The organism is Desulfofarcimen acetoxidans DSM 771 (assembly GCF_000024205.1).
GTDB classification, from domain to species: domain Bacteria; phylum Bacillota; class Desulfotomaculia; order Desulfotomaculales; family Desulfofarciminaceae; genus Desulfofarcimen; species Desulfofarcimen acetoxidans.
Genome location: NC_013216.1, coordinates 613422 through 635380 on the forward strand (window position 1 = coordinate 613422; position 21959 = coordinate 635380).

18 protein-coding genes, 2 pseudogenes and 1 riboswitch are annotated in these 21959 nt (G+C 45.3%); of the genes and pseudogenes, 17 read left to right on the forward strand and 3 right to left on the reverse strand.

Annotated elements, in window-relative coordinates; genetic code table 11:
- Window positions 1-14 precede the first annotated feature (14 nt).
- The 12 genes and pseudogenes from ilvN (at window position 15) to ablB (ending at window position 13766) form a co-directional block, all read left to right on the forward strand.
- Window positions 15-515, forward strand: coding sequence for an acetolactate synthase small subunit (gene ilvN, locus DTOX_RS02910; protein WP_015756230.1), 501 nt, complete (start codon window positions 15-17; stop codon window positions 513-515).
- Between the two features lie 143 nt (window positions 516-658).
- A complete protein-coding gene (gene ilvC / locus DTOX_RS02915; protein WP_015756232.1) occupies window positions 659-1654 on the forward strand; it encodes a ketol-acid reductoisomerase in 996 nt (331 codons plus the stop codon).
- A 100-nt stretch (window positions 1655-1754) separates the two neighbouring features.
- A complete protein-coding gene (gene ilvB / locus DTOX_RS02920) occupies window positions 1755-3428 on the forward strand; it encodes a biosynthetic-type acetolactate synthase large subunit (RefSeq protein ID WP_015756233.1) in 1674 nt (557 codons plus the stop codon).
- Window positions 3429-3439: 11 nt separating this feature from the next.
- A complete protein-coding gene (locus tag DTOX_RS02925) occupies window positions 3440-5038 on the forward strand; it encodes a 2-isopropylmalate synthase (RefSeq protein WP_015756234.1) in 1599 nt (532 codons plus the stop codon).
- A 7-nt stretch (window positions 5039-5045) separates the two neighbouring features.
- Entirely contained in the window at window positions 5046-6308 is a 1263-nt protein-coding gene (leuC, locus tag DTOX_RS02930) for a 3-isopropylmalate dehydratase large subunit (RefSeq protein ID WP_015756235.1), read from the forward strand.
- Window positions 6309-6773: pseudogene (locus DTOX_RS24045) on the forward strand (3-isopropylmalate dehydratase small subunit); the annotation flags it as partial.
- 33 nt (window positions 6774-6806) lie between these two features.
- Window positions 6807-7880: a 3-isopropylmalate dehydrogenase gene (leuB, locus tag DTOX_RS02935; RefSeq protein WP_042316559.1), complete on the forward strand. Its 1074-nt coding sequence runs from the start codon at window positions 6807-6809 to the stop codon at window positions 7878-7880.
- Window positions 7881-7949: 69 nt separating this feature from the next.
- Window positions 7950-8111, forward strand: coding sequence for a hypothetical protein (locus DTOX_RS22795; protein WP_157862833.1), 162 nt, complete (start codon window positions 7950-7952; stop codon window positions 8109-8111).
- 57 nt (window positions 8112-8168) lie between these two features.
- On the forward strand, window positions 8169-9734 hold the full coding sequence (gene cimA / locus DTOX_RS02940; RefSeq protein WP_015756237.1) for a citramalate synthase: 1566 nt from the start codon (window positions 8169-8171) through the stop codon (window positions 9732-9734).
- A gap of 192 nt (window positions 9735-9926) precedes the next feature.
- Window positions 9927-10070, forward strand: a riboswitch (cyclic di-AMP (ydaO/yuaA leader).
- 158 nt (window positions 10071-10228) lie between these two features.
- Entirely contained in the window at window positions 10229-11527 is a 1299-nt protein-coding gene (gene eam, locus DTOX_RS02945) for a glutamate 2,3-aminomutase (protein WP_015756238.1), read from the forward strand.
- 75 nt (window positions 11528-11602) lie between these two features.
- Entirely contained in the window at window positions 11603-12886 is a 1284-nt protein-coding gene (gene kamA / locus DTOX_RS02950; RefSeq protein ID WP_015756239.1) for a lysine 2,3-aminomutase, read from the forward strand.
- A complete protein-coding gene (gene ablB / locus DTOX_RS02955; protein ID WP_015756240.1) occupies window positions 12876-13766 on the forward strand; it encodes a putative beta-lysine N-acetyltransferase in 891 nt (296 codons plus the stop codon). The genes kamA and ablB overlap by 11 nt, the downstream gene beginning before the upstream one ends.
- A 79-nt stretch (window positions 13767-13845) precedes the next feature.
- Here ablB and DTOX_RS02960 read toward each other — a convergent pair whose 3' ends face one another.
- Together DTOX_RS02960 and DTOX_RS02965 are read right to left on the reverse strand one after the other, a co-directional pair.
- Window positions 13846-14361, reverse strand: coding sequence for a hypothetical protein (locus DTOX_RS02960; RefSeq protein WP_015756241.1), 516 nt, complete (start codon window positions 14359-14361; stop codon window positions 13846-13848).
- On the reverse strand, window positions 14348-14683 hold the full coding sequence (locus tag DTOX_RS02965) for a YtrH family sporulation protein (protein ID WP_422698390.1): 336 nt from the start codon (window positions 14681-14683) through the stop codon (window positions 14348-14350). The genes DTOX_RS02960 and DTOX_RS02965 overlap by 14 nt, the downstream gene beginning before the upstream one ends.
- A gap of 381 nt (window positions 14684-15064) precedes the next feature.
- Between DTOX_RS02965 and cdaA the strand changes: the two genes are divergently transcribed.
- The 3 genes from cdaA to glmS all read left to right on the forward strand — a co-directional run bounded on the left by cdaA (window position 15065) and on the right by glmS (window position 19500).
- Window positions 15065-15892: a diadenylate cyclase CdaA gene (cdaA, locus tag DTOX_RS02970; protein ID WP_015756243.1), complete on the forward strand. Its 828-nt coding sequence runs from the start codon at window positions 15065-15067 to the stop codon at window positions 15890-15892.
- 129 nt (window positions 15893-16021) lie between these two features.
- Window positions 16022-17377 carry a phosphoglucosamine mutase gene (gene glmM, locus DTOX_RS02975; protein ID WP_015756244.1) on the forward strand — a complete coding sequence of 452 codons (1356 nt, stop codon included), beginning with the start codon at window positions 16022-16024 and terminating at the stop codon, window positions 17375-17377.
- Window positions 17378-17673: 296 nt separating this feature from the next.
- Complete coding sequence (glmS, locus tag DTOX_RS02980) at window positions 17674-19500, forward strand: glutamine--fructose-6-phosphate transaminase (isomerizing) (protein WP_015756245.1); 1827 nt, start codon at window positions 17674-17676, stop codon at window positions 19498-19500.
- Between the two features lie 120 nt (window positions 19501-19620).
- Here the strand turns inward: glmS and DTOX_RS02985 are convergent, their stop codons facing one another.
- Window positions 19621-20082 (reverse strand): CBO0543 family protein, encoded by a 462-nt coding sequence (locus DTOX_RS02985; RefSeq protein WP_015756246.1) that lies wholly within the window; start codon window positions 20080-20082, stop codon window positions 19621-19623.
- A 122-nt stretch (window positions 20083-20204) separates the two neighbouring features.
- Here DTOX_RS02985 and DTOX_RS02990 point away from each other — a divergent pair.
- Window positions 20205-21470 (forward strand): annotated as a pseudogene (locus DTOX_RS02990) (CCA tRNA nucleotidyltransferase); the annotation flags it as partial.
- 72 nt (window positions 21471-21542) lie between these two features.
- Window positions 21543-21959 (forward strand): secondary thiamine-phosphate synthase enzyme YjbQ, encoded by a 417-nt coding sequence (locus tag DTOX_RS25065; protein WP_340140016.1) that lies wholly within the window; start codon window positions 21543-21545, stop codon window positions 21957-21959.

Below are 21959 nucleotides of genomic sequence, written 5' to 3' on the forward strand. Positions count from 1 at the left end.
AGGAGGTTTCGCCAATGCTGCATACGCTTGCTGTGCTGGTAGAAAATAACCCGGGGGTACTGGCCCGGGTATCAGGTTTGTTCAGTCGCCGAGGTTTTAATATTGACAGTCTGGCTGTAGGCAGAACAGATGATCCAACGATTTCCCGTATGACCATTGTTGTTGAAGGTGACGATCAGGTTCTCGAACAGGTGCGCAAGCAGCTGAACAAGCTGGTGGATGTAATTAAAATTGACGACATATCTTCTGAGAGACATGTTGACAGAGAATTAATAATCATCAAGGTTAATGCAGATACCCAGACCAGATCGGAAATCATGCAGATAGTGGATATTTTCAGGGCGCATATTGTGGATATCGGTCAGGAAACATTAATAGTTGAAGCCAGCGGGGATTCCGGTAAGGTTAACGGTTTGGAAGAAGCCTTAAAACCTTTCGGTATCAAAGAAGTGGCCCGTACAGGTAAGATCGCTATGTTAAGAGGTGCTAAAGCCACATCCTTAAATGAGGATTAATCATGGAGGTGATTAATCCCGCAATTGCGGTTAATGGAATGATAGTTAAGATTTTATTATATGGTTTAAAGTGTTGCTGTTTGCATGTATACTAAATACTGTATCAACGGAAATCCTAATTATTGAAATGGAGGTCTTCACCAGTGGTTCAAGTGTATTATGATCAGGATGCGGATTTAAGTTTGCTGGCAGGTAAAAAGATTGCAGTTATGGGTTATGGCAGCCAGGGCCATGCTCAGGCACAGAATTTAAAAGACAGTGGTGTGGATGTAGTAGTAGGTTTGAGACGTGACAGCAAGCGCTGGGCACAGGCAGAAGCTGATGGTTTGGCCGTGGCCACCGTAGCTGAGGCTGCCAATCAGGCTGATATTATTCAGATACTCCTGCCGGATGAAACCCAGGCTAAAGTATATAATGAAGAGATTGCTCCCAATTTATCCGAGGGCAATGTATTGATGTTTTCTCACGGCTTTAATATTCACTTCGGGCAAATTGTGCCGCCTGCTAATGTTGATGTAATTATGGTAGCGCCGAAGAGCCCCGGTCATATGGTGCGCAGAATGTACGTTGACGGTGCCGGTGTTCCCTGCCTGGTGGCCGTGCATCAAGACTATTCCGGCAAGGCCAAGGATATCGGTTTGGCCTATGCCAAGGGTTTGGGCGGCACCAAAGCCGGTGTTTTTGAAACCAGTTTTAAAGAAGAGACTGAAACTGATCTGTTTGGAGAGCAGGCAGTTCTCTGCGGCGGTCTGTGCGAATTAATCCAGGCAGGTTTTGACACCCTAGTGGAGGCGGGATACGCACCAGAAATGGCTTATTTCGAGTGCCTGCACGAAGTTAAATTGATCGTAGACTTGATCAATGAGGGTGGCTTAAACTTCATGCGCTATTCCATCAGCAACACTGCCGAGTACGGTGATTATATGACAGGCAAGCGCATCATCACCGAGGAAACCCGTAAAGAAATGAAACAGGTGCTGGCGGAGATTCAGAACGGCGTGTTTGCCCGCAACTGGATGCTGGAAAACCAGGTTAACCGCCCGGTATTTAATGCCATTAAGAAAGCTCAGTCCGAAAGTCAAATTGAAGTTGTCGGTGCCGGTTTGAGAAAAATGATGCCCTGGTTGAAGAAGAAATAAGACCGGCCGGAGAAGTTCGATACTTATCCGTGTCGAACTTCCGACTCAATCTTAAAATTTGAAAATAATTAATTAAATAATTAACAAGGGAGGAATAAAAATGGGAATTACTGTCGCGGAAGCCCTGGTACTGTGTTTGGAGCGGGAAAACGTGGAAGTTATCTTCGGTTATCCTGGTGGTGCAATCCTCCCTGTATATGATGCACTTTATAAATCCAATAAAATTAAACACGTACTGGTGCGCCATGAACAGGGGGCCGCGCACGCGGCTGACGGTTATGCCCGTGCTACCGGCAAGGTAGGTGTTTGCATGGCTACTTCCGGTCCCGGAGCCACAAACCTGGTGACAGGTATTGCTAATGCCTATATGGATTCAGTGCCCATTGTGGCTTTTACCGGGCAGGTGCCGACCGGCATGGTGGGTACGGATGCCTTCCAGGAAGTGGATATTACAGGTATTACTATGCCTGTAGTTAAGCATAACTATTTTGTTAAAGATCCCAAACAGGTACCTAAAATTGTTCGCGAGGCCTTCTATATTGCCCGTACCGGCAGGCCGGGCCCGGTATTGATAGATTTGCCCAAAGATGTTACTTCGGCTATAATTGATTATGAAGAAGTGGAAGAAATCAACCTGCGCGGATATAAACCGAATTACAGGGCTGACGATGAACAGGTGGAAAAAGCCGCAGAGATGATCAAAAAGTCTCAATGCCCGGTTATTTATGCCGGAGGCGGTGTGGTCAGTGCGGGTGCTCATGATGAGCTGAAAGTGCTGGCTGAGACTATCGGCGCTCCGGTGACCCATACCCTGCTGGGGCTGGGCGGTTTTCCCGGTGATCACCCGCTTTTTGCCGGTATGCTGGGACTGCACGGGGCAATGTATGCCAATAAGATTGTTACCGAATGTGACCTGTTGATAACTCTGGGCGCTCGTTTTGATGACCGGGTTACAGGTAAAATCGCCGGTTTTGCGCCCGACGCCAGTGTTATACACGTGGATATTGATCCGGCGGAAATCGGCAAGAATGTACGCGTGCACTTGCCCGTGGCCGGTGACGTAAAGACGGTTATCCAGCAGATTATTCCCCTACTGGAGCAGAAAAACAACCGGCAGTGGCTGGAACGCTTTGCTGAATTAAAAAAACAATACGCTCTGCGTTATGAGCCGGCGGCAGGAGAAGGTTTAAAACCTCAGCAGGTAATTGAGAAACTAAATGAGGTGGCACAGGGAAATGCTATCATTTGTACAGATGTAGGCCAGCACCAGATGTGGGCAGCTCATTATTACCGGCATATCCAGCCCCGTTCCTTCATCTCTTCCGGAGGTTTGGGCACTATGGGCTACGGCTACCCGGCGGCTATCGGAGCTGAATTCGGCTGTCCCGGTAAGCAGGTTATACTGATTTCGGGTGACGGCAGTTTTCAAATGAATTTACAGGAAATGGCGACAGTTATGGAACAGGGCCTATCGGTTAAAGTTATAGTTTTAAACAACGGACGCCTGGGCATGGTGCGCCAGCTGCAGGAATTTTATTGCGACAAACGCTATATGGCCGTGGATTTCAGCTATCACCCGGACTTTGCCGGTATTGCCAGGGTTTACGGAATGAAGGGTTTTGACATTAAAACTTCGGAAGAATTAAATGCCATATTGCCGGAGGTATTGAGTTCACAGGGTCCGGCTATTATCAACTGCTTTGTGCAGGAGGATGAAAACGTTTACCCGATGGTTATGGCCGGTAAATGTATAGATGAAGCCATTGAGGGGTAGGAGGTATAATCATGAGCCAGCAGCCAACTATTATAGACGACGTTCAAGAAAGTGACGGTTCCGCCCGTGTAAGCAGCACTAACAGCCGGCGTGTATATATTTTTGACACTACTTTACGGGACGGCGAACAGTCTCCGGGAGTAAGTCTTAATCTCAGTGAAAAAATACAGATAGCCAGGCAGCTTGCCTTACTGGGTGTAGATATAATAGAAGCTGGCTTTCCTATTGCTTCTACCGGTGATTTCGAGGCAGTGCGGGGTATTGCCCGCGAGGTGCGAGGTGTTGCTGTAGCCGGCCTGGCCCGGGCCAATTTCAAGGACATAGACCGGGCCTGGGAGGCACTCAAGGAAGCCGAGCAGCCGCGTATTCATACTTTTCTGGCTACTTCACCTATTCACATGCGCTATAAATTGCAGATGGAACCGGATAAAGTTCTGGAAATGGCTGTTGAAGCCGTCAAGTACGCTAAAAAATTCACTTCTGATGTAGAGTTTTCGGCGGAGGACGGTTCGCGCAGCGACCTGGATTTTTTAAGCCGGGTGGTGGAGGCGGTAATCAAGGCAGGAGCCACTACAGTAAATATCCCTGATACCGTAGGTTATGCTATGCCTCAGGAGTATGGGAATTTCATCAGGAGCCTTATGGAGAGAGTACCTAACATTGATCAGGCCGTTGTCAGTGTCCACTGTCATAATGATCTGGGTTTGGCCGTAGCCAACTCTCTGGCAGCTGTGCAAAACGGTGTCAGACAGGTTGAGGGGGCCATTAACGGTATAGGTGAAAGGGCGGGTAATGCCGCTATAGAAGAGATAGTCATGGCTTTAAGAACCAGAAAAGATTTTATTGGCTTGAATACGAATATCAACACCGAAGAGATTTACCGCACCAGCAAACTGGTCAGTAAACTTACCGGTATGATAGTGCAGGCTAACAAAGCTATTGTGGGCAAGAATGCTTTTGCTCACGAGTCCGGGATTCACCAGGACGGTGTTTTAAAGGAACGAAGTACCTATGAGATAATGAACCCGGCCATGATCGGGATCAATCAGGACAATTTAGTATTGGGAAAACACTCCGGTCGTCATGCGTTCAGAAAGCGTTTGGGTGATCTGGGCTATGAATTGTCAGAGGCTGAGTTAAACAAAGCATTTGTACGTTTTAAAGACTTAGCGGATAAGAAAAAGAACATCACGGATCGTGATCTGGAAGCTATAGTAGAAGAAGAAACCCGCAGCCATGTGCCTGTTAAATATATTATGGAATATTTTAATATCACCAGCGGCAGCACGATCAAACCAATGGCCATGGTGGGGCTCTTGAGCAATGATTTATTATTGCAGGATACTGCTTTCGGGGATGGTCCGGTGGATGCCATATATAAAGCAATAGATAAAATTGCCGGAATTAATTGTACCTTACTGCATTACTCCCTTGATGCCATTACCGGGGGCAGGGATGCCCAGGGGGATGTAACGGTTAAAATCAGCAATGAAAAGGGCAAATCTTTTATTGGCCGCGGTGTCAGTACTGATATACTGGAGGCCAGCGCCAAGGCTTACGTTGATGCAGTGAATAAATTGGTATATGAAGCAGACCGGCGGGAGGAATAAAGAGAAAATGGGAATGACGGTAACTGAAAAAATACTGGCCGCACACGCGGGCAAAGATAAAGTAGTGCCCGGCGAACTGGTGAATGTCAAGGTTGACCTGGCTTTAGGAAACGATATCACCGCGCCGGTAGCGATTAAAGAATTTAGTAAAATAGGTGTGGATTCTGTTTTTGACCGTGAAAAAATTGCCCTGGTGCTGGATCACTTTATCCCGGCCAAAGATATTGCCTCGGCCGAACAGGGCAAAGCGGTTAAAAACTTTGCTCAGAAACACGGTATAGTAAATTTCTTTGATGTGGGCAAAATGGGTATAGAACACTGTCTTTTGCCCGAGCAGGGTTTGGTCGGCCCCGGGGATTTAGTCATCGGGGCGGACTCTCATACCTGCACTTACGGCGGCTTAGGCGCTTTCTCCACCGGTGTGGGCAGCACGGATCTGGCTGCTGCCATGGCACTGGGAGAAACCTGGCTGAAAGTGCCGGAAAGCATGCTCTTTGTTTTTGAAGGCGAGCTCCGGCCCTGGGTGGGCGGCAAGGATTTAATTCTGCACATCATCGGGGACATCGGAGTTGACGGTGCATTATACAAAGCTATGGAATTTGCCGGGCCGGCCATTGAAAAGCTGTCCATGGACGGGCGTTTGACTATGGCCAACATGGCTATTGAGGCAGGCGGTAAGAACGGTATTGTGGCGCCGGATGAAATCACCCGGGCTTATGTGGAAGGCAGGGTGAAGAAGCCCTATACTTTCTATAAGAGCGATGCTGATGCTGTCTACAGCGATATACGCCGCTACGATGCCTCGAAAATCGAGCCGCTGGTAGCTTTCCCTCACCTGCCGGAAAACACCAGACCGGTCAGTCAAGCCGGGTTGGTTGAGCTGGATCAAGTGGTTATCGGATCCTGCACCAATGGTCGGATGGAGGATTTGCGCCTGGCAGCCGGTGTGTTGAAGGGGAAAAAGGTCAGCGACAGAATTCGTTTAATCGTAATCCCCGGCACACAGCAAATTTACAAGCAGGCTATGCGCGAGGGCTTGATTGAGATCTTTATCGATGCCGGCGGGGCGGTCAGCACACCTACCTGCGGCCCTTGTCTGGGCGGTTACATGGGGATACTGGCCAAAGGAGAACGTTCTCTGGCTACTACCAACCGCAATTTTGTCGGACGTATGGGCTCACCGGAAAGCGAAGTTTATCTCTGCAACCCGGCAGTAGCAGCAGCTTCTGCTATTTTGGGCCGAATTGCCGGACCCTGGGAGGTGGAGTAAATGGGATTAAAGGGTAAAGCCTGGAAGTTCGGAGCCGATATTGACACAGATGCCATTATTCCGGCCCGTTACTTAAATACTTCTGACCCGGTTGAACTGGCCAAACATTGTATGGAAGATGCCGATACCTCTTTTGCGCAAAAAGTTCAGCCCGGGGATGTGATTGTAGCTGATAAGAACTTCGGTTGCGGCAGTTCGCGTGAGCATGCCCCGATATCCATCAAATATGCCGGAGTCTCCTGCGTGATTGCCAAGTCTTTTGCCCGTATATTTTACCGGAATGCTTTCAATATCGGGCTGCCTATTCTGGAATCAACAGAAGCAGTGGAAGGTATAGATGAAGGAAATGAGGTTTCCGTTAATGCGGAAACAGGTACTATTACCAATGTGACCAAGGGAGAGACCTATCAAGCTACGGTGGTGCCTCCGTTTATGCAGCAAATAATTGCCGCAGGTGGACTTATTAACTATGTCGCAGAAAGGATGAAGGTTAAGAAAATGTATAAGATTGCCGTACTTCCCGGAGATGGAATCGGACCGGAGATTACTGAACAGGCGTTAAAGGCCTTAAAAGCCGTAGCGGAACATTTTGGCCATGAATTTCAGTTTACCGAAGCCTTAGTCGGCGGAGCTGCCTATGACGCGGTGGGACACCCGCTGCCGAAAGAAACTTTGGACCTGTGCTACAGCAGCGATGCCATTTTGCTGGGTGCTGTAGGTGGTGACAAGTGGGCTGATCTGCCTCCTGAATTAACTCCGGAAAGAGGAGCACTCCTGCCCTTGCGCAAATTATTGGGCCTCTATGCTAACCTGCGCCCGGCAGTGGTATTCCCGGCACTTGCCAATGCCTCCACCTTAAAGCCGGAGGTAGTGGAAGGTTTGGATATTATGGTAGTGCGTGAACTGACCGGAGGTCTCTACTTCGGCGAGAAGAAGAGAGAAGATTTGCCGGACGGCACTGTTCGTGTAACCGATACGCTGGTTTACACCACTGAGGAAATCGTGCGCATAGCCCGCCTGGCTTTTGAGCTGGCTGCTAAGAGGCGTAAGAAAGTCACCCTGGTGGATAAGGCCAATGTGCTGGAATCTTCACGCTACTGGCGTGAAGTAGTTGCCAATATGGCTGCTGAGTATCCCGATATTGAGTTTAATACCATGTATGTGGATAATGCGGCTATGCAGTTGGTAAAAATGCCTAAACAGTTTGACGTAATTGTTACTGATAATATGTTCGGTGATATTTTAAGCGATCAGGCTTCCCAGCTTACCGGTTCTCTGGGCATGCTGGCTTCCGCCAGTATCGGCGGTAAAATCGGCTTGTATGAACCCAGCCATGGTTCAGCGCCTAAATATGCCGGTTTGAAAAGAGCTAACCCAATCGCTACGGTAATGTCAGGAGCCATGCTGCTGCGCTATTCCTTCGACATGGAGAAAGAAGCTAAGGCCATAGAAGACGCGGTTACCGAGGTATTGAAAAAATATCGCACCAGGGATATTATGGAGGAGGGCCTACAGTTAGTCAACACTGACGAGATGGGCGACCGTATAGCCGAACAGATTTTAGCCGGCTAAATTGCAGAAGGATATGCAGATTCAAGCCAGCAGATAATATATACTCATGTAGGGCGGGAACCGTCCGAAATGCCTGGTATAAACTGTTCAGACCTGCCGCTTATAGCGGCAGGCGAACATATACCGGGAAGCCCCTGCTTTTTCGGGAAAAGCCGCGGGCAAGTTCAGCCGCTTTTGGCAGTACACCAACAGTACAGCCTGGCGGTTTTTAAATACTATATCAGAGTTTAATGTGCGGTAAAAAGCAGTTTGGTTATGCAAAATTTTTTAATAAGGGGGAGAGAGGGCATGTCAACTATAGAAATATATGATACTACTTTGCGTGATGGCGCCCAGGGGGAAGGCATATCCTTTTCTGTAGAGGATAAAGTAAAAATTGCGCTGCGCTTGGATAAATTGGGTGTTCATTACATCGAAGGAGGTTGGCCTGGCTCCAACCCCAAGGATTCCGATTTTTTTAAGCGGATTAAAGACTTTCCCCTGGAGAAGGCCGTAGTTTCAGCCTTTGGCAGTACCAGAAAGCCGAATAGCGATGTGAAAGAGGATGTGAACCTGAAAGCTATTGTCGATGCCGGTGTGCAGGTAGCCTGTATATTTGGCAAGACATGGGATTTCCAGGTTGTGTATGCGCTCAATACTACTCTGGAAGAGAATTTACAAATGATTAAAGAATCAGTTGCCTACCTGAAGTCAAACGGCATGCAGGTATTTTATGATGCGGAACATTTTTTTGACGGCTGTAAGGCCAATACAGAGTATGCATTGGAAACTGTTAAAGCGGCCCAGGCGGGTGGAGCGGACCGTATTGTGCTCTGTGATACCAATGGCGGAACCATGCCCTGGGATATTCAGGAAATAGTTAGTAAAGTAAAGAGTGTTGTCACAGTTCCTCTGGGTATTCACTGCCATAACGACAGTGAAATGGCTGCAGCCAATTCTGTTATAGCGGTTCAGTCCGGGGTTATACAGGTTCAGGGTACTATGAACGGTTATGGAGAGCGCTGCGGCAACGCCAATCTCTGCTCGGTAATTCCTAATCTGGAAATAAAGTGCGGGCTTAAATGTTTGCCTGAAGGTAACCTGGCGCAGCTTACGGAGGTTTCCCGCTTTGTCAGTGAGGTTGCCAACATGCACCTGCATAACGGCCAACCTTTTGTGGGTACCAGTGCTTTTGCCCATAAAGGCGGCATTCATGTCAGCGCCATTATGAAAAATTCCAAAACGTATGAGCATATTACTCCGGAATTGGTGGGCAACCAGCGGCGGGTTCTGGTCTCTGACCAGTCTGGATTATCCAATTTGCTTTATAAATTCAAAGAGCTGAATGTGGATTTAACCCAGCAGACAGAAGAGAATAAGCAACTGCTCATGCATATAAAGGAACTGGAGAACCAGGGATACCAGTTTGAGGGAGCGGATGGTTCTTTTGAACTGTTAATGAGACGCATATCGGGTCAGTATGAAAATCCTTTCAAACTGGAAAGCTTGCGGGTCATCATGGATATGAAGGAAAACGGGCCGACCAGCACCGAGGCAACCATTAAAATCTGGGTGGGCGATCAGGTCAAACACACGGCTGCGGAAGGCAACGGGCCGGTCAATGCACTGGATAATGCCCTGCGTAAATCCTTGGAAGGTTTTTACCCGGCTATTAAAGAGATGCAATTAAACGATTACAAGGTGCGCGTGCTCAATGAAAAAGAGGGCACTGACGCGGTGGTGCGGGTTTCGATTGAAACAGGTGACGGTAAAAATTCCTGGGGTACAATCGGTGTATCAACGAACATAATGGAAGCAAGCTGGCAGGCGCTGGTAGACAGCCTGGCCTACGGTTTGTTGAAGCAAAATGATTGATAGAAAATTATTTCAGAACACTTGATCTATTCTAATTAATATGATAAACTATTTATATAGTTAAGATAAATATGATTGTTCAGGCTGGGCGAGTTAATTTGTATTTATTCGCTTTCACAAGTGATTTACGACTTCTGGGTGGGAAGCCATGTTTGGTTTTCCACTTTTATTTTAATTAACAAAACTTAATAAAATTTTCTATCGCTGAATTCATTTAGAAGCGGGGGAACCACTTCCTGGGGTGAGTCCTTATTGAGTTTAAAAATTCAATTAAGGTAGGGTTATTCTTCGGCCCGAATCCGTCAGCTAACTTCGTAAGCGTTGAAGGAAAAGAGAGCAGGCAGACTTGCTTTGCTGTGCCTTTGCTGTGTGTTTATTATTGGCACTTCATAGCTTTTCTTTGCATTTTGCTAAAACGCAATTAACACACAATAACCCTCGCTAATTTCGGGTTATTGTGTGTTTTTATTTTAATTTTGAATGGAGGAGATGATGTGTCAGTTTATTTAAATGAAAATGATACTTTTAACTGCGAAGACAAAAGGGCTATTGGTCTTAGAAGGGCGACAGGTTTAAAGAAAAGCATAAGTGATTACCTGGAGAAGAAGGATAAAATTCCAACAGGTTTTGATTTGCAGCAGTGTATTCTTTCTAACAGGGAGAAGTTGTTTAGGCACTTTAATGCTAATGAGGAAAAGTGGCGGGATTGGCACTGGCAGATATCGCACCGGATTAATGATGTCGAGTTGTTATCGAGTTTAATACAGCTTAGCGAAGAGCGGTGCGCTCAAATCAGAAAGGTGGGCCTGAAGTTTCGCTGGTCTGTATCTCCTTATTATGCCTCACTTATAGTGCCTGACAGCCTGAACGATCCGGTTATGCTGCAGTCAGTTCCCAGTATAAAAGAATTGGACGTTAGCGGCTATGCTGATCCCATGGCGGAAGAATTAACTTCTCCCGCTCCCTGCATAACCAGGCGTTATCCGGACAGGCTGATAATTAATGTAACCAATAAATGTGCCATGTATTGCCGCCACTGCCAGCGCCGCAGGGGCATAGGCGATGTTGACAGGCATCAAACACACCAGGACCTGTTGGCGGCACTGGATTATATACGCAAGAACAAGGAAATTAGAGATGTATTGATTACGGGGGGCGATGCGCTTCTCCTTAGTGACAAAAAAATAGACTGGCTGCTCAGTGAGCTTGACAGTATCAAGCATGTGGAAATTAAGCGCCTGGGCACCAGGACAATAGTTACACTTCCTCAGAGGATTACGCCGGAACTGTGTGAGGTATTAAAGCAGCACCCGCCGGTATATATCAATACACAATTCAATCACCCGCAGGAGATTACACCGGAGAGCAAGCTGGCCTGCGACATGCTGGTTAGCGCGGGCGTGGTTTTAGGCAACCAGGCTGTTTTGTTAAAAGGAATAAATAACAATCCGCATGTGATGAAAAAACTCAACCAGGAATTGCTAAAAATAAGAGTCCGTCCTTATTATATTTTTCATGCTAAACAGGTTATAGGCACACGGCACTTTATTACTTCGGTGAATGAAGGAATTGAGATAATGGAAAAGCTGCGCGGCTATACCTCAGGTCTGGCGGTTCCAACCTATATAATCAACGCGCCAAATGGTTACGGTAAAATTCCCATCTTACCAAAGTATCTTTTAGGCATTGATAACAGTTCCGTACGCTTGCGCAATTGGGAAAACAGGCAAATTGATTACACAGTTTTTCCGGAAAAAAGAGATAGTCGGAATTTTATAAAACCGGTATATTAGGAATGTTTTGAATTGCATTAATTTTATGCGTTAAGTGGGTTTTATTCATAACAAATGATTTTTAAGGAGGTAAGAATGAAACAAAAACTTTTATTTGCAAATATCACGGAGGAATCCAATTGGTCTGACTGGCGGTGGCAATTACGAAATCGCATCATGTCATCAGACGAGTTAGATCAGTATGCTAATTTGTCTGTTTATGAGAAAGCCAGCATTCAAAAAGCTATTGATGTGTTCCCAATGGCTATCACTCCTTATTATGCGTCACTTATAAATAAGGATGATTCAACATGCCCTATTCGCATGCAGTGCATACCAAATCCCAAAGAGTTAATTAAAGGTTCCGGGGACATGGATGATCCTCTGCATGAGGATGGTGATTCACCTTGCCCGGGGCTGACACACCGATACCCTGATAGGGTACTGCTTTTGGTTACCAACGAATGTTCGATGTATTGCCGGCACTGTACTCGCAAGCGTAAAGTTGGCGATAATGAAAAGGTTTCGAAAGACAGTGATATTATAAAGGCTATTGAATACATTAAAGCTCATCCTGATATACGTGATGTATTGTTATCCGGCGGAGACCCCTTTGTTTTGTCAACCAACAGATTGGAGCAAATTATACGAAGGGTAAGAGAAATTCCGCATGTTCAGGTAATTCGTATTGGAACCCGTACGCCGGTAGTAATGCCGCAAAGGATCACTGATCATTTGGTCAAAATGCTTAAGAAATATCATCCTATCTGGATAAACACCCACTTTAATCACCCTCGTGAATTTACAGAGGAGTCTGCCCGCGCTCTTGCCAAGCTGGCTGACGCCGGTATTCCTCTGGGTAATCAAACGGTGTTGCTGAAGGGAATAAATGATTGCGCCTTCATTATTAAAAAATTAGCGCACCTGTTGGTTAGTAACCGTGTTCGCCCCTATTACCTTTACCAGTGTGATTTATCCCGCGGCATTGAGCATTTTCGTACTCCTGTAAGTAAAGGGGTGGAAATTATGGAGGCGCTGATTGGGCATACCTCAGGGTTTGCAGTGCCGACTTTTGTGGTAGATGCGCCGGGGGGCGGGGGGAAAATACCGGTTCTGCCTAATTATCAACTGTCCAGCACAAGTACCAAAACAGTATTGCGCAATTACGAAGGAGTTATCTGCATATATGAAGAACCGGCAAACTACAATTCAAGTTGTTCATCCACCTGTAATGTGTGTAAGGGGTCCAGTGCTTTACATGATCCTATCGGATTGCAAAAACTTATAAATCCAAATGCTAAGATGGTCAGCTTAATACCGGAAGGGAACAGGCGCAAAAAGCGTTTAAAAATTTATAAGGATATTTTACATGACAATTAATTTAAGAAATATGATAGAGAATTCACAAGACCGGTGGGAACATCTAACTGGACAGGCTTTTCAATGCAGCATTCTCATTTCCCCCTACAATAAGAGAATTACTGTTTATGAATTTTCTCTGCGATTAGACAATGGAATAGAAGAAATGATTCAGATTCTTACGGAAAAGGCATCGGAATATCAACTTGATAAAATATGGCTTAAAGCCAGAGCCAGGTGGAAAGAAAAATTTTTGCGCAGCAAAATGAAGCTTGAGGCATCTATCCCCGGCTATTACGGCGGTGTCGAAACTGCCATGGTTTTTGCCAAATATCTTACAGTCCGGAGGGAGACACCCTCGGGATTAAGCAACAAGAACCATGCTATAAAACCAGTGTATAATGCTTTGAGGGGGACACATAGTGATTCGGCGGTTCCTCATGGGGTAATTATTAAGCAAGGAGAGGCAGCCAATTGCCGAGATTTAGCCTCATTGTATAGCAAGGTTTTTGCTACTTACCCTTTTCCGATATTCAATTCTGATTACCTGGCACATACGATGGATCAGAATGTCTATTATGTTTTAGCCTTATATAATAACGAGATCGTAGCCGCTGCGTCTGCTGAGATAAACACATTAGATAAAAATGCTGAAGTTACTGATTTTGCTGTTCTCCCGGAATGGAGAGGCAGGCGATTGGCCAGTTGCCTTTTGCTGCATATGGAAGATGTATTAAAGAATACTGAGATAAAGTGTTTGTACACTATTGCCCGCAGCAGTTCTGTCGGTATGAACAAAGTTTTTGCTAATTTTGGTTATGGATTTGGCGGAGTTTTGATCAATAATTGCAATATTGGCGGCGGTTTTGAAGATATGAATGTTTGGTCGAAAGTTCATTAAGATTTTTAATAACACAATAAGAATAATAAGCCTGCTGGTGTTCTGTGCCGGCAGGCTGCCTTTATTGAAAATAAAGGTGTTATTTAGCAAGATAACCTAATGTGTTGGACTTCTTTTTTTGGGGTTGGCAGGTTATGTATATATTCAGAACATTTTCCTTTACTATTAGTAAATTTACCTTTTGTGTAAAAATAATTTTATCCGCAGTAATTTCACGACCGTCAAGGATGAGAGCCAGCTGTAAGAAGTTTATCTTAGACAGTTCCTGACCAAGCATGGTTACTAACCTTTGCTTAACGTCTTTTATCGTTTCTATTTTAACTTGCTCCTGTTCCAATTTTGTGAGGTTATCATCAATAACAGTCGCATAAACGTTGATAGCAGACAGAACCGGGTGTGTTTTATCAATGAGATTTAATTTGAGTTGTTCTATTTCGCTTTGATTGCCGGCAAGCTGTTCCTCAAGATTTTTTAACCGAAAGAGCAATTCATCTATATAATGTCCGGTATAAGCGTTCAGTCCTGACGCGCCAAGAGATAAACCCAGTAAAAAAGGGGCGAGTAAGTAAAAAATTTTTGTCTTAATTTTTACCACCGGTTAAGTTCACCACCACAAAATATCCTAAATGTGTGCCGGAAAAACTGCTGAGAATAAAGAAAAACTGTTTTACCATAGCTTTTAAGTCACCTTGAAAGATCCCTGATTCTAAGATTTCAAAAGTTGAAAAAGATCCGCCAATAGCTGCAACGATTGCCCAGATTTTAATTTCCTTGGCCAAAGACAGCATGGTTGCTACCGGAGGTTCCTTCATAAGCAAAGCTGCCAGTGATCCCATTAGAGTGGCGCCTATCATAATACCAAAGGCAGTAAAAAATATCAGAACTAATTTGGGAAAGAATACATGCAAAATTATCACACCTTTTATATGAAAACTACTCTACTTATATATTTAAAGTAAGGTGTTTCTATGTCAATAATGTGTGTATAGGATTTTGTACATTGCGGCGTTAGCCGCGCTTCGAAAATCAACCACTTTAACGGACTATGAGTGTATAATAGGATTGGGGGAATTTCTTTAAATGAAGAGAATAGAAATTGCAATAATGATAAACAACCTGTTCAAGCAACTAAAATGAGTGATCTAATATAGCATATTATTGTAGTTATTTAACGTAGAAAGAATTAAATACGTTAAACACCGGTACACTTATACACAAATCAATTATTTGAAACTTGTTGACTTCGGGTTGGCTGGAAGTTACGATAAATATAATTATTAGATTAGGGGTGAGGCCTCTTGGACTTTTCGCAATTAATTAAACTAGGTTTACCCCGGATTAGTTTTTCTGTCACTACGTTAATTGACTTAATGATTGTTGCTTTTGTAGTGTACCGGATATACTTGCTGATCAAGGGAACACGTGCGGTTCAATTGATTAAAGGATTGATCGTGCTGGTAGTGGCCATGGTTGTAAGTGATTGGATTCACCTCAACACAGTTAACTGGCTTTTGCGCCAGGCTGTAACGGGGCTGATTGTTGCTCTTCCGGTAGTGTTTCAGCCCGAGCTGCGCAGAGGTTTGGAAAAACTGGGTGGCGGCAGGTTTTTAGCCAGGAATGTATTCATGCTGGCAGAGGAAGAGAAAAACACAATGATTAGAGAGGTTGTGCGCGCGGTTCAGATGCTGGCTAAAAACAGTATCGGAGCCTTGATTGTTTTGGAGCGTGGTACAGGCCTGGAGGAGTACGTTGACACAGGTACAAAAATAGACGGCGAGATATCCGCGGAATTGCTGGTAAACATATTTATACCGAAAACGCCACTGCATGACGGTGCTGTGGTAGTTAGGGGAGATCGCATACTTGCCGCTGCCTGCGTGCTGCCCCTGGATGAGAGTCCTAACGTAAACAAAGCCTTGGGTACGAGACACCGGGCCGCTTTGGGTATCAGTGAGCAGTCTGACGCCATGGCTGTGATTGTCTCCGAGGAAACAGGGGTAATCTCTCTGGCCGTGGAAGGCGGGTTAATTCGCTATCTGGATGATATCAGCCTGGCAGAAAATTTAAATAAAGGACTGGGAGGCAGCACCAAGTTAAAGTTTTCTACCTTGTGGAAATTTAAATAGAACCCCATGAATTGTTGTACCTAAAATGGAATTGTGTCATATGCTGTAGTTATATCATTTAAATTGACAAGAAACTTGACTGCAGTTTATAATTAGCAATGTATATTTTTTCTAAGGGGGATACGCAAAGTGGGGGTAATGTTTGGCACCGACGGTGTGCGGGGAGTGGCTAACAGGGAATTAACACCGGAACTGGCTTTTAAACTGGGCCGGGCCGGCGCTTATATATTGTGTAAAGATAACTGCAATGATCGGAGAATAATCATAGGCAAGGATACCCGTATCTCAGGAGATATGCTGGAAGCAGCCTTGGCAGCCGGGATCTGCTCTGTAGGTGTAAATGTCCTGAAGGTCGGAATTTTGCCAACTCCGGCGATTGCGTATTTAACCCGTTCCCTGGGAGCGGCGGCAGGTGTGGTTATTTCCGCTTCCCATAACCCGGTGGAAGATAACGGGATCAAGTTTTTTGGCCCCACCGGTTATAAACTGCCGGATGAAACAGAGGATAGCATAGAGACAGCCGTTTTAGGCGATTTTGCAGGTATTCCTTCGCCGACCGGAAGTGCTTTGGGCCGTACTTATGAGTTAAAGGATGCCCTGGACAGGTACATCATGTTCCTGCAGGATACTATGGATGTTGATTTAACGGGTTTAAAAGTAGTGGTTGACTGTGCCAACGGCGCGGCCTACAAGGTAGCGCCCAGGGTATTGAAAGAACTTGGGGCTGAGGTAATACCTATTTTTAATAGGCCTGATGGCGTAAATATTAATGCCTGGTGCGGTTCAACTTACCCGGTGGCCCTGCAGGAATCGGTGGTTGCGACAGGAGCGGACATTGGCCTGGCACATGACGGTGACGCCGACAGACTTATAGCCGTGGATCATGAAGGCAATATAGTAGACGGCGACAGAATAATGTTAACCATTGCTAAATATATGAAGGAAAATGATAAATTAACCAGAAATACTGTAGTGGTAACTGTAATGAGTAACCTGGGACTGCACCTGGCACTGCAGAAAGCGGGCATAAAAGTTGTGCAAACGAAAGTTGGTGATCGCTATGTGATGGAGAAGATGCTTAAATTAGGAGCCAGATTCGGAGGAGAGCAGTCGGGGCATATTATATTCTTAAAGCATAATACCACCGGTGACGGTGTTTTAACGGCCTTGCAGCTGATGAGAGTAATGAAGAAAACCGGCAGAAGCCTGAAAGCTCTGGGAGAGCAGATGGAACGATTGCCGCAGCTGCTGGAAAATGTGCGTGTAGCCGATAAAGCAGCAATTATGAACAGCCCGGAACTCAGCGCGGCTATAGAAAAATACGAAGAGCAATTAGCCGGGCAGGGCAGAATACTGGTAAGGCCGTCAGGTACAGAACCGCTGGTCAGAGTGATGGTGGAAGGCAGGGACAAAAAAGAACTGGAGCAAATCAGCGCGGCAATGATTAAGCTGATCCATGAATTAAGCCAGGGAGGTGATAGGTAAGGATGAAAAATTAAAGAAGCGCCTGAACCCTTGTATGTAAAAGGGTTGACGAGGAGGGGGTTTATCGAGATTCGGCGGATGCCCCCCGGTTGGTCGTGACCGAGAAAGGTATGACAAAAGCGCCGGGTAACCGGCGTCACAAAAATACTGGTCGACATAGATGGAGTAGTGTTATTAGTCTGTAATAGAGTATTTGCCGCGGGCTTTGCTGTGTCCCGGCTTTTTTGCTTGCAATATTTACGAAATATATCAATTTGCAAATGAAGTTTAAATTCCTGATACGGAGGAAAATAAATATGTGTGGAATAGTAGGATATATTGGCACACAAGAAGCTGTGCCTATTTTAATAGATGGTTTAAAGAAACTGGAATACCGTGGTTATGATTCGGCGGGCATTGCAGTTTTAGAAAATGGCATAAGGGTGGAAAAGAAAGTGGGTAAGCTGGCGGCTCTGGAAGAATCCCTGGAGGGTATAACCTTTACCGCCCAAACAGGCATCGGACACACCCGTTGGGCTACACACGGCAAGCCTTCCGATGAAAACGCGCACCCGCATACTGATTGTACGGGAAAATTTGCCGTAGTTCATAACGGTATTATTGAAAACTACCTGCATTTAAGAGACAGGTTAAAAGAAGAGGGACATGAATTTATTTCAGAAACAGATACCGAGGTTTTGCCGCACCTGCTGGAGAAATATTACCGGGGGGATCTGGTGGAAGCCGTGCGCCTGGTTATACAGCAATTGCGCGGTTCTTATGCTATGGTAGTGCTTTGCATGGAAGAGCCTGATAAAATTGTGGCAGCCAGGCAGGACAGTCCTCTTGTGGTGGGCCTGGGAGAAAACGAGAACTTTCTGGCTTCGGATATTCCGGCTATTTTGAAATATACCAAGCGTGCCCTAATCCTGGAGGATGGGGAAATAGTTGTTCTCACAGCTGATAAAGTAACGGTTTTTAATAGAAGCAATCATGAAGTTGATAAAAAGGTCTTTGAAGTACCATGGAAAGCTGAACAGGCGGAGAAGCAGGGCTATGAACACTTCATGCTGAAAGAAATTTTTGAGCAGCCCAAAGTTCTGCGTGATACTGTAAGGGGAAGAATCAGTGATGATAATAGCTCGGTGCTGTTAAAAGACATATCACTGGGCAGGGAAGAAATCAAGAAAATTAAAAAATTGTTCATTACGGCCTGCGGCACTGCATACCATGCCGGTGTAGTCGGCAAATACGTCATAGAAAAACTGGTTCGACTCCCGGTGGAGGTGGATATAGCTTCCGAGTATCGCTACCGCGACCCGATTATTGATCCTGACAGCTTGGTAATAGTGATCAGCCAATCGGGTGAAACCGCCGATACGCTGGCGGCACTGAGGGAAGCACATAGAAAGGGTGCTAGGGTAATAGCGGTAACTAATGTTGTGGACAGTTCCATAGCGCGTGAGGCGGATGACGTGATTTATACCTGGGCCGGACCGGAGATAGCTGTAGCCTCTACCAAGGCTTATACTACCCAGCTCATAGCAATGTATCTGCTGGCTCTGTACTTTGCGGAGATTCGAGGTACATTGCAAGGGTCAGAAATAAATGAGATACTCACCAGTCTGAGGCAGGTACCCGGGCAGGTTCAAGAAATGCTGAATGATACTGCACAGATACAGGATTTTGCCGGACAATATGCCAGGCATGAAAATGCCTTCTTCATTGGCCGTGGACTTGATTACACGGTAGCTACGGAAGGCGCATTGAAGCTAAAGGAAATTTCCTACATTCACGCTGAGGCTTACGCTGCCGGAGAACTAAAACACGGTACACTGGCACTGATTGTGGAGAATATGCCGGTAGTTGCTCTGGCTACCCAGCCGGCGCTGCTGGAGAAGATGATCAGCAATATTAAAGAGGTTCACGCCCGCGGAGCATCAATTATAGGTGTGGCACTGGAAGGCATAGCTGAGATGGAAGAAGTTTCGGAGAAGGTTATTTATATACCAAGGACTCACCCGGTATTGACTTCGGTGCTGACAGTAGTGCCCCTGCAGCTGCTGGCTTACTATATGGCAGTGGCCCGCGGCTGCGATGTTGATAAACCGCGTAATTTGGCCAAGGCGGTTACGGTGGAGTAAGGAATGAAACGGATATAAAATGTTTGTAGTATTAAAATAAAATATGAACAATCAAAATAAGGAATGCTCAAAAACACCTCTTGATATAAATTTTCAAGAGGTGTTTTTGCAGCAATACATTTATTTACTATTAATCCATACATGAAACTCATAGAAAATGAACCAGCTAATAAGCCACAAAAAGAATGAGATATGAATATCAAATCCGTTTGTATAAGCCAATATTTTAGTGTATCGTGTTAATCCAAATTCTGCGCTTATGAAAAATAGAGACCAGGATAAAGCCCAAATAGCTTTACCTTTTAAGCTGCTTGGACAAAACATAATCCAGACCATAACAATTACAGGCAGTGCAAAGTAATTAAAAGGAATTGAGACAATTGTATATTGGGCAAACAATCGCGTTGGGTAGCTCCATATTTTTAAATACTCTGCAATGTAACACCATATATCGGCATACAAAATAGCGAATAAGCCAACTGGAATAAACTTTTTGATGTCTTTTCGCTTTATCAGCAGCAAAATCAGAATAGTAAAAAAGATGGCTGCTCCGATATACTGGATTAGGCTTTCAAATGACATGACTTTTCCTCTTTATTGGGGTCTTAATTAATGTATTGTCTTTAGTATGATCTATTGTAAAATAGTATTATACTTGGGTAGAAAGAAAAATAAACGAGAAGATGTATTTGTAGGGAGAGCCTATGCAGATTCCGAATTACGTGTTGAAAGTTATTAATAAGCTGAAAGAAAATGGCAAGCAGGCCTTTTTAGTGGGGGGCTGCGTGAGAGACCTGCTGATGGGAAGTGAGCCCGCTGATTATGATATAGCCACCTCCGCAGCTGCTCAAGAAATTTTGTCTCTCTTTGGTAAAACCGTACCTATTGGCGAAAGGCACGGCACTATCTCGGTTCTGTTAGATGGTTTTACCGTAGAAGTTTCAACTTTCAAGGGATATGTTCGTGAGGAAGGCCCGGGTGGTTTGGAGAAAGACCTCTCACTAAGGGATTTTACAATAAATGCAATGGCTATTGATGGAGAAGGAGGCTTTTATGATCCGTTTGGCGGTCAGAAAGATCTTGAGCAGAAGATTATCAGATCCCCGGGCAATGAACCTGAGCAGCGGTTTATAGAGGATCCTTTGAGAATGATGCGGGCCATCCGGTTTTGCTGTTCGTTTGGGTTCTCATTGCACCCGGACACGAATAAGGCCATAGCAAAAAATCATGCTCTGATTCAAAGATCTGCGCCGGAACGGGTAAGGGAAGAACTTAATCGCATTTTGATATCAGACCTACCGTCCCTGGGAATCCGGCTTCTGGCGGAGACGGGATTGCTGCGGCATGTTATGCCTGAGGCTATATCTTTGGTCAATTTTGATCAGCGGGATAAACCGCATAGTAAGGATGTTTTTGAACATACCATGGCTGTATTGGAAGCGACACCTCCGCGCCTTAATGTTCGTTTGGCAGCCTTGCTGCATGATATAGGGAAAACCCTAACTTTTAGTGCGGACGAACGAGTAACCGGACATTTCTATGGGTACAGCCTTAAGGGGTGCAGGGTAATTGAGAGTATATTGAAGCGGCTAAGGTATGACAATAAGACCATTGAGAATGTATCGGTACTCGTAGGTGAGCATATGAGCTGTTTTCCCAAGTTAAGGGATGTCAGCCTGAAGAGACTGGTTAAAAGGGTGGGGGAGCATAACCTGGACGACTTGTTCGATTTACAGAGGGCAAATATTCTAGTGTCGGCCACACCATTTGATTTCTCTGATTTGGATGCTATGCGGCAGGGCATAGAGAGAATTCTCAATGAAAAGTCTCCTCTGAGAATAAAAGATTTGGCGGTTAACGGCCGCGATCTTATTGCCATTGGATTCCGGTCCGGCCCCGAAATGGGCCGGATGTTAGAATTGCTGTTAGATGCAGTGCTGGATGATTCGGTTAAGAATGACCGTGTTGCCTTGCTAAAAATAGCCGAAGAGTATCTAATGGATCGTGAGAGGGGCAATTCTGAATGTGATAAGGAGGCAAAAATGAAACATTATAGAAAAGAGCTGTGGTTTGAGGTTAAAAAGAGGCGAGAATTAATTAATATTACCCCTCTGGTGAGAGAGTGCCTGCAGGAGAGTGGGATCAAGGAAGGTTTGTTATTATGCAATGCCATGCATATTACTGCAAGTGTTTTTATAAACGATGATGAGTCCGGCCTGCACCAGGATTTTGAGAACTGGTTGGAGGGGCTGGCCCCTGAAAAACCGTATTCACAGTACAGACATAATACATATGAAGATAATGCCGATGCTCATTTAAAACGCACCATTATGGGCAGAGAAGTGACAGTAGCGATTACGGCAGGGAAATTAGACTTGGGACCCTGGGAGCAAATTTTCTACGGTGAGTTTGACGGAAAAAGAAGAAAACGTGTTCTGGTTAAAATAATCGGAGAGTAG

What these genes read in the sequence shown, in the direction of transcription:
- ilvB (WP_015756233.1), top strand. Translation starts at nt 1,755, where the DNA reads ATGGGAATTACTGTCGCGGAAGCCCTGGTACTGTGTTTGGAGCGGGAA.
- cimA (WP_015756237.1), top strand. Translation starts at nt 8,169, where the DNA reads ATGTCAACTATAGAAATATATGATACTACTTTGCGTGATGGCGCCCAG.
- glmS (WP_015756245.1), top strand. Translation starts at nt 17,674, where the DNA reads ATGTGTGGAATAGTAGGATATATTGGCACACAAGAAGCTGTGCCTATT.
- leuC (WP_015756235.1), top strand. Translation starts at nt 5,046, where the DNA reads ATGGGAATGACGGTAACTGAAAAAATACTGGCCGCACACGCGGGCAAA.
- ilvN (WP_015756230.1), top strand. Translation starts at nt 15, where the DNA reads ATGCTGCATACGCTTGCTGTGCTGGTAGAAAATAACCCGGGGGTACTG.
- kamA (WP_015756239.1), top strand. Translation starts at nt 11,603, where the DNA reads ATGAAACAAAAACTTTTATTTGCAAATATCACGGAGGAATCCAATTGG.
- ablB (WP_015756240.1), top strand. Translation starts at nt 12,876, where the DNA reads ATGACAATTAATTTAAGAAATATGATAGAGAATTCACAAGACCGGTGG.
- DTOX_RS02925 (WP_015756234.1), top strand. Translation starts at nt 3,440, where the DNA reads ATGAGCCAGCAGCCAACTATTATAGACGACGTTCAAGAAAGTGACGGT.
- DTOX_RS22795 (WP_157862833.1), top strand. Translation starts at nt 7,950, where the DNA reads ATGCCTGGTATAAACTGTTCAGACCTGCCGCTTATAGCGGCAGGCGAA.
- DTOX_RS25065 (WP_340140016.1), top strand. Translation starts at nt 21,543, where the DNA reads ATGAAACATTATAGAAAAGAGCTGTGGTTTGAGGTTAAAAAGAGGCGA.
- DTOX_RS02985 (WP_015756246.1), bottom strand. Translation starts at nt 20,082, where the DNA reads ATGTCATTTGAAAGCCTAATCCAGTATATCGGAGCAGCCATCTTTTTT.
- leuB (WP_042316559.1), top strand. Translation starts at nt 6,807, where the DNA reads ATGTATAAGATTGCCGTACTTCCCGGAGATGGAATCGGACCGGAGATT.